Here is a 1091-nt window from a genome sequence, read left to right on the forward strand (position 1 = left end):
GGCGGTCTCAGTGACCAAGTGCAACACCCGAGGTAAGGTGCTGCATGACTACTCACTACACCCACTTGACCATCGAAGAGCGCGTAACGCTAATGATCATGCGTATGCAAGGCGCCTCGCTGCGAGCCATCGCCCAAGTTCTTGGGCGCCAACCCAGCACGCTGAGTCGAGAGGTGCGGCGCCAGTCGCAGCCTGGGCACTATGACGCCAGCACTGCCGGTGCTCGAGCCCGTGCCCTCAGACACGTCCCGAGGCGCAGCAAGCTTCTTGCCCCTGGTTCTGAACTGTTCCAGGTCGTACACAGCATGTTAGCCAAGGGCTGGTCTCCTCAGCAAATTGCCGCCAGACTCAAGGACTACTGGCCTGATAATCCTGAGCGGCATGTGAGTCACGAAACGATCTACCTGACAATCTATGCATACCCACGCGGCGAGCTTAAGCGTCAACTCATTGGTTACCTGCGCCAGGGCGGCAGCAAGCGGCGTACTCGCAGCACTGCGCCAGCTCGGCGCGAGCGCTATCCAGCTGAACAGAATATTCGCTACCGGCCTGAAGAGGTCGAAGGTCGACAAGTGCCAGGTCATTGGGAAAGCGACCTGATCATGGGCGCGAACAATCGCTCGGCAGTAGCGACGATGGTCGAGCGCACGAGCCGTTTCGTGATCCTGGCCAAGTTGGATGCGCCCACCGCAGACGCCGCGCTAGAGGGGATGACGCGAGAACTTTCGCGGATGGCACCGGCGCTGCTGAAAACCATGACCCATGACCAAGGCAGCGAGATGGCCAAGCATCAAGAGCTGACAGCTCGTACGGGAATGAAGATCTACTTCGCTGACCCGCACAGCCCTTGGCAAAGAGGCAGCAACGAGAACACGAACGGCCTGCTCCGGCAGTACTTACCCAAGGGCACCGATTTGTCGCTGGTTAGCCAGGAGCGGCTGGACGAGATTGCCGACTTGCTCAACACCCGACCTCGTCAGACATTGGGCTGGAAATTCCCTGTTGAAGTGTTGACGGATCATCTGCAACTGCTGGCAACCAATCGGCTCAACATTATCAACTGACTGTTGCACTTGGAACCTGAGGCCGCC

The 1091-nt window shown here is 58.8% G+C and carries 1 protein-coding gene; it reads left to right on the forward strand.

Translation table 11 applies throughout. The annotated features are described in order from the left end of the window. The first annotated feature begins 44 nt into the window (after window positions 1–44). Entirely contained in the window at window positions 45–1064 is a 1020-nt protein-coding gene (locus BZ163_RS00015) for an IS30 family transposase (protein ID WP_010792770.1), read from the forward strand. Window positions 1065–1091: the final 27 nt, after the last annotated feature.

The organism is Pseudomonas sp. VI4.1 (assembly GCF_002029345.1).
Taxonomy (GTDB): Bacteria; Pseudomonadota; Gammaproteobacteria; order Pseudomonadales; family Pseudomonadaceae; genus Aquipseudomonas.